We start from the raw sequence: 673 nt of genomic DNA on the forward strand, positions 1-673 counted from the left end.
AGGTTGATGTGGTTCTGACCGCCACCAACACCGTTGGCGAAGGCGGCAACATCGTTTACACCGCCAGCCTTGTGGATAAAAACGGTGCGCCGGTGACTAACATCACCAACCCGCTGACCGTCACCTTGGACAACGGCAAAACCATCACCATTGGCGTGAATCAGTCGAGCGGCACCATCACTACCATCGCGCCGGATGATGTGTACAAAGGCGACCAGACCGTCACCACCGCCATCAAGGGTGTGACCGGCGGCGACCACTTTGAAAATCTGGTGCCGGGTACTACCGCGGTGAACACCACCGTTACGGACACACCGGGCACCGATAACACCACCACGGTTACGCTGACTGCGCCAAGTGCCGTTAACGAAGGTGGTCAGATCACCTACACCGCAACTTTGAGCAACAAGGCCGGCACCGACGTCACCTTGAAGTTGGATAACGGCTCGTCGATCACCATCAAAGCTGGCGAGACCGTCGGTACTGTGACCGTGCCCGCCCCTACTGATGACGTGTTTATCGATAAGAGCACGCAGACCGTTCAGATCACCGAGACCACCGGCGAGCACTTTGAAAATCTGGTGCCGGGTACTACCCCGGTTAATACCACCGTTACGGATACACCAGGCACTGACAACACCACTACGGTGACGCTGACCGCTCCGGCCGAGGC

Annotated in this window: 1 protein-coding gene; it reads left to right on the top strand. The window is 57.8% G+C overall.

Going from position 1 to position 673, the window contains the following annotated elements:
• The coding region (locus BOP96_RS29135; RefSeq protein ID WP_373420039.1) for an immunoglobulin-like domain-containing protein at nt 1-673 on the top strand (673 nt) is incomplete at both ends.

This window comes from Pseudomonas sp. FSL W5-0203, assembly GCF_001896155.1.
Classification (GTDB): Bacteria; Pseudomonadota; Gammaproteobacteria; order Pseudomonadales; family Pseudomonadaceae; genus Aquipseudomonas; species Aquipseudomonas paracarnis.